Annotated in this window: 4 protein-coding genes and 1 pseudogene; 2 read left to right on the top strand and 3 right to left on the bottom strand. The window is 43.1% G+C overall.

Annotated elements, in window-relative coordinates; all coding sequences use genetic code 11:
• Window positions 1-572, top strand: a pseudogene (locus F1593_RS30185) (IS3 family transposase); the annotation flags it as partial.
• A 588-nt stretch (window positions 573-1160) separates the two neighbouring features.
• Here the strand turns inward: F1593_RS30185 and F1593_RS27110 are convergent.
• Entirely contained in the window at window positions 1161-1976 is an 816-nt protein-coding gene (locus F1593_RS27110; RefSeq protein WP_216369007.1) for a DUF5131 family protein, read from the bottom strand.
• 589 nt (window positions 1977-2565) lie between these two features.
• Between F1593_RS27110 and F1593_RS27105 the strand changes: the two genes are divergently transcribed.
• Window positions 2566-3729 carry a three-Cys-motif partner protein TcmP gene (locus tag F1593_RS27105; RefSeq protein WP_172632499.1) on the top strand — a complete coding sequence of 388 codons (1164 nt, stop codon included), beginning with the start codon at window positions 2566-2568 and terminating at the stop codon, window positions 3727-3729.
• Window positions 3730-4188: 459 nt separating this feature from the next.
• Here F1593_RS27105 and F1593_RS27100 read toward each other — a convergent pair whose 3' ends face one another.
• Together F1593_RS27100 and F1593_RS27095 are read right to left on the bottom strand one after the other, a co-directional pair.
• Window positions 4189-4428, bottom strand: coding sequence for a hypothetical protein (locus tag F1593_RS27100; RefSeq protein ID WP_149404677.1), 240 nt, complete (start codon window positions 4426-4428; stop codon window positions 4189-4191).
• Window positions 4429-4574: 146 nt separating this feature from the next.
• Entirely contained in the window at window positions 4575-4994 is a 420-nt protein-coding gene (locus tag F1593_RS27095) for a DUF3024 domain-containing protein (RefSeq protein ID WP_149404676.1), read from the bottom strand.
• Window positions 4995-5551 lie beyond the last annotated feature (557 nt).

Below are 5551 nucleotides of genomic sequence, written 5' to 3'. Positions count from 1 at the left end.
ACGACAAAAAGAGACGAGAAGCATCCTGTGGCTCCAAATCTCTTGAATCGAGATTTTCATGCCGAAGAGCCAGATAAGAAATGGGCCGGTGATATTACCTATATCCCTACCAAACAGGGGTGGTTCTATGTCGCAGTGATCCTGGATTTGTATTCACGAATGGTCGTAGGGTGGTCTATGTCAGGCAGTTGTGATGAGAAGCTGGTAGAACGCGCGCTTGAGCAAGCCCTGGTACGCCGTCATCCGAAAGCAGGGCTCTTGCATCACAGTGAGCGAGGAAGTCAATAGACATCACAGGCATATCAGGCGTATTTGCAGCGATACGGAATCCAGTCGAGTATGTCGAGAAAAGGAAATTGCTGGGACAATGCTGCAATGGAGTCATTTTTGGGCACATTAAAGTATGAGTGTGTTCAAGAAACTTCTATGTATCGCATGAAGAAGCAAGGTCAGCAATTTTTACCTATAGAGAAACGTATTACAATCGAATTTGCCGTCACTCGACACTAGGATATATGAGTCCGCTCCAGTATGAAAGAATGGGAGAAATACGTACGTTATTAAACGTTTGACGTAATATATTTTCCATGGTAGAATAATTATGTATTACGTCATTTAGGTACGTAAAAACGTTTTTATTCTCCTCAGCTCCAACCTCTGGAGGCTCTACGAAAACGGGTCAAGATCATCTTCAGAAGAAGAGGATTTCTAAAGGATGTGTTGCAACGGTTGTAAGCAGCACTTGAGTACAATCCTTACCTAGGATGAAGCTAAACATATTGAAGAGGATGAGGATGGTAATAAGTTCTGCGTTCCAGATTTTTGCAAGGTAGCTGGATTGCTACAAGCACCAATTGGAGTTGATCTTGCACGACAAATTCCACAATTGCCAGTTGGTCCAGCGTATGTCCAGACTCCAGAAATGTCTAATGCTGGGAAGGTACAGATGTATCTGTTGAGTTGAATATTTGTCAGGGTTTTGCGATTATAAGCGCAAAATCCTGACACGCTTTAAGCAAATTTATGAAATGATTACATTGCACGCACATCGGTTGAGCCACATTATCCGGTGAAGAGCTCAAAGAAGCCAGGTGAAATGAGCTCAAACAATGGAACCTTCCCACTTAATGTTGCTCTGCCCGCACATCTATTTTTGGAAGTTATACAATAATTTTGTTCCGTATTGGTGCTTCTGCTGGTATTTCATCCCATGTTCTTCCATCTAATGTACGTCCCCCGCTATTATGATAACGGCCTCCTACCTGCTTAAAAAAATAGGGAACATGAGCTACCTGACATTGATCTCTCAGTAGGCGTGGCCAGGCCATATCCATTGGTCGCGCATTATTGCCACTTTCTCCTCCACTAATTATCCATTGCAACTGAGAGATCCAAGGTGACAGATCGACTGGACCCAGCAATGGTTCACAACTCAAGAACCGTACCACTGCTGGTACTTCAAGTAAATAAGGGATGCGCTCCTCAGCACGTTCTTGCAATCCCACGGAGGTCCCTATCCACACATTATCAGGCCAGTCTCCCCGACGCCATGGGGACATTGGAAGAATATTTTCAGGCCGCTTTGTTAGTAAGAGCCAATTTAACCAGGGGGTGATCTCAATCAATCGCCAGAGCTTCTGACGCTCCTTATGAACAGACGGGTGATCTTCATAGACATCTGCCATTGAAGCACAGAACACACTACGCCGATGTCCTTGCTTCTCTGCCTGGCGGTTCCACGTCAACGGTTCCTCCCAGTGACGCTCTTTGAAGAAACGCCGAGTGGTTGTAGTAGATGGCCCCCATACATCATGCCCATAGTGATGGGCGATGTCCTCTGCATAGCAGAATTTGCATTCTTCGCTCACTTTGAGGCAACCCCACCAAGGATTAAAAGTATATCCCTTCACCACAAATGTCTCTCCAGTAGGAAGAGATATGCGCCGCCATGTCCATTGAATTTCTGTGAATGTCACAATACTCTCCTTGAAAAAGCTTGGCACAATGAAAATTAGAAAGATAAGTGCTACGTATTGCTAGCTCAGCCTCATTCACTCCACTTCCGCGTTCATTCCACCTCACAAAAATTTTTCTCATAAAATAGATAACAACAATTGAACATGCATTCTATCCAATGAGTATAATACAGACCTCGCCATAAATCGAGTCAATGGGATGCACATGTATTCTGTTACATAAAACGTATATACAATCACAAAACGGCAAGAACTAGCACTATTGTAAACTATGTTTTTCTTTCCTGCTTAGTGAAATTTCTACTGACGCCAGGTGTAAAATTTGGCAGTTACAGCGTTCATGGCTTTATTCTTTTACATGAAATGGTAAGTGTACTTTTTAAGCTTGAAAAAAGATAAAATATATACTAAACTTGTCTATAATATCGTGTATTCCGCATGTGAAGTTTTGTAGCTCGCCAAGGTATGTTTACTCGCATACTTTTTCTTTAAATGAAGCTTTTGAATTTTGTCCATGCCATGTAAAGGTTGAAATATTCCACTTGCATTGAACATGTCATTTCACGTTAAGAAAGCTAGAGGATATACGATGGCTACACCTAAGTCTACGATATGGTCTATGGATAAGCACACTCAAGCAAAACATGAAATTCTTCGTGCGTATTTGCAAGCCTGGCTTCCTATTATGATGCAAACATATGATCGCGTTTTAATCATTGATGGTTTTGCTGGACCTGGAATTTATCAGGGTGGGGAAATCGGGTCACCGCTTATTGCTTTGGACGTTCTGTGTAAACATACGTACAAAGTTGTACGGCAAAAAGCTGTGCGTTTTCTCTTCATTGAAAAAAATCGTAAACGATGTGATAATCTTGAAACTCTACTTCAGCAACAGGAACTTCCATCTTCTCTCCAATGTGATATTGTTTGCGGAGAATTTGCAGATATCCTTAATCAGGAACTTCATACATTGGAAATGAATAATAAACCCGGTGGTTTGAGAAGAAAAGTACTGCCTGTTTTCGCCTTTATTGATCCTTTCGGCTATTCTCAAACTCCTATGAGCACAATAGTCCGCCTTATGCAGCTCCAGGGATGCGAAATTTTATTCACTTTTATGTATGAAGAGATTAATCGTTTCATGACCGCTGACTATAGTACAAAGCAACAGCAATATGATGATCTATTTGGCACACACGAATGGATACATATGATAAATATTGCAACAACTGCAGAGGAAAGAGAACATTTTATCTGCGAGTTATACAAAAAGCAACTTCAAGATATGGGCCATGTAAAGTACGTCCGTTACTTCCGTATGATCAATCGCCATAATGCAACTGACTATTTTCTCTTCTTTGGCACAAATGATTTAAAAGGGTTAGAGAAGATGAAAGATGCAATGTGGACGGTTGATCGTGACGATGGCTATGCATTTTCAGATCGAACAAATCAACAGCAGCCTCAGCTTTTTGAAAACGGCCCTGATTATGACCGTCTCAAGCGGCTTATCATGTCACGTTTTCATGGAATGACGGTTACCATAGAGGATATTGATCATTATGTATTGGTTGAGACACCTTTTCGTATTGCTGGATACAGAGAAAATGTTCTGAAGCCTATGGAAGCTTCATCAGAAATTAAAATTGTCGCAAATGGCATGAAGAGAAATCGTTATACTTATCCAAGGGGCATATCCATCTCTTTTCAAGTAGAAAAGGCAATGCAGACGAAACAAATGAAACTATGGTGAAATAATATTTAGTAATAGGAGATGATGTCTGCAATTATTTGTTCAAATTTGAAATTATAATGTCTGTGGATAAAGTGCAGGGTCCGTTGCCATCACCTCTGTTTTGACAGCAACGGCGTTATACACTCATCGATTTCTATGTACATGGATGGACATACCCACTTGTTTTTATGCTCGAAATAGACGTTGGTAGACCGGAATATACAGTCGGGCTCGAATTCCTAAACCGTGCGTCGGCGGTTCGAGTCCGCCCAGTCCCATTTATCCCTCCTAACCCGCTGCCCATCTGGTTTCGCCAGGGAAACCGGCACAGAAGAATAATCGTAGTTTTTAGCTTATTCTTCCCCCGGACGGCAAAAACTTTACTTCGGAGAGCCATCAAGCCGAGTACTAGCGAGCCAGCGAGGTTAGCGCAGAGGTCTGTATGCCTCTCTACGAACGTGGCAGCGCCTACGTTCTCTATGAGCAAGACGATCTCAACTCCTCTGCCGCGCTGCCCCGGCTGCTGAAGGCGTGGGTACTCGGATGTCCAGTAAGGGGCATCATCAACTGCCAGTTGAATAGTGGTTTCCCCACGAGACAACTCAGCATATTCATTGCATCACGCGCGACGAGACGAAAGCCGAGAGTCGGCTCAAACCAGATGATGGATTGCGCGAAGTCACTTACACATATCTCAACCCAACTTGTTCTGGTCATTGTTCGGTCTCCCTTCGCAATAGTGTGACAACCCCGTCGTAGAGAGGATGTTCTGGAATATTTTCAGGTTCCGGCGGCGCTTATGCAGCCTCGTTACGCTATGTAGTGCGCCTCGATTTCATGCTCCCCATGATTTTTTCCACTCGCTACGGAAAAAAGAATGGCTCGTCCCGAATAGATGCCAGACCTTCATCTAATGATACATCAGTGTAAAGCTCCACCCATTGTCCCGTATGTCGCATAAATGACAGATGAAAATGATTTTCACCTGCATACTCCATACGTGCCATTTTTGCTTCAAAACTTGGCACTGTCGCATTTGGATATGGAACGCGGTAGGTTGCGCAGAGGTAGAAATAGCGCTGGTACCACTTCCCATAGATATCGATGATGTAATTGAATTGAGGGTTGTCTGGTGGTGGCTGTATATGTTGCGGCTTTAAAACCTTCTCGATCAATTCATTGGCCTTCGTTGTGACCTCTGTTTTCACTACTTCCGGCACCTCTATTCGGGTCAATTTCGAGCGAGGTGTACCAGATATCCCATGTTTTGATTCTCTGGTCAAACTTTTTCCCTCCTTGAATACAAGTATACTATGGAATGCGAGATATATCTCTGATTCATAACAAATGTAGTTGGCAAGTAAACTGATAGCTAGCTTGCGAACATCTTTTCTGTGTCTAGCGTTCGCCTTTATACGTTGATGACCAGCCAAAAAGGGCATCGCGCACCCAATCCATGAGGATCTGTCGCTCTTCAGATGTTGTGATGTCTTCGTTCAGGTCCATGCTATGGTCTGGATAGAAACGATAGATGGCAAAGAGTGCACGTAAAATATGCAGTCATATTTCCTGGTTATTGTCCTTGCTCGCCAAGTGGTTATCCAGTCCGTCAATACAGCCGTTGAGAATGTTTATGGGTTATATTTTATCACCACTGAATAGATAAGGCAGTATCGTGCGATTTATTAGCTTTGCCTGGCGTAAATCACTTGTCTAAGATAGTGTTTGATTCCCATCAGAATGCCGATAAAGAAAGGAGAAAGATCAAAGCAGAAGGAGCAAAAGAGATGAGAAGAAGTCAGCATCGCGTCGCCATGACAGGCAAGCGGCCCGCCTATCC

The organism is Dictyobacter arantiisoli (assembly GCF_008326305.1).
Taxonomy (GTDB): domain Bacteria; phylum Chloroflexota; class Ktedonobacteria; order Ktedonobacterales; family Ktedonobacteraceae; genus Dictyobacter; species Dictyobacter arantiisoli.
This window is presented reverse-complemented; position numbering and strand designations above follow the sequence as displayed.

Bases quoted from the DNA above. Each gene is read 5' to 3' on its own strand.
- F1593_RS27105 (WP_172632499.1), top strand. From the start codon at position 2,566: ATGGCTACACCTAAGTCTACGATATGGTCTATGGATAAGCACACTCAA.
- F1593_RS27100 (WP_149404677.1), bottom strand. From the start codon at position 4,428: ATGACCAGAACAAGTTGGGTTGAGATATGTGTAAGTGACTTCGCGCAA.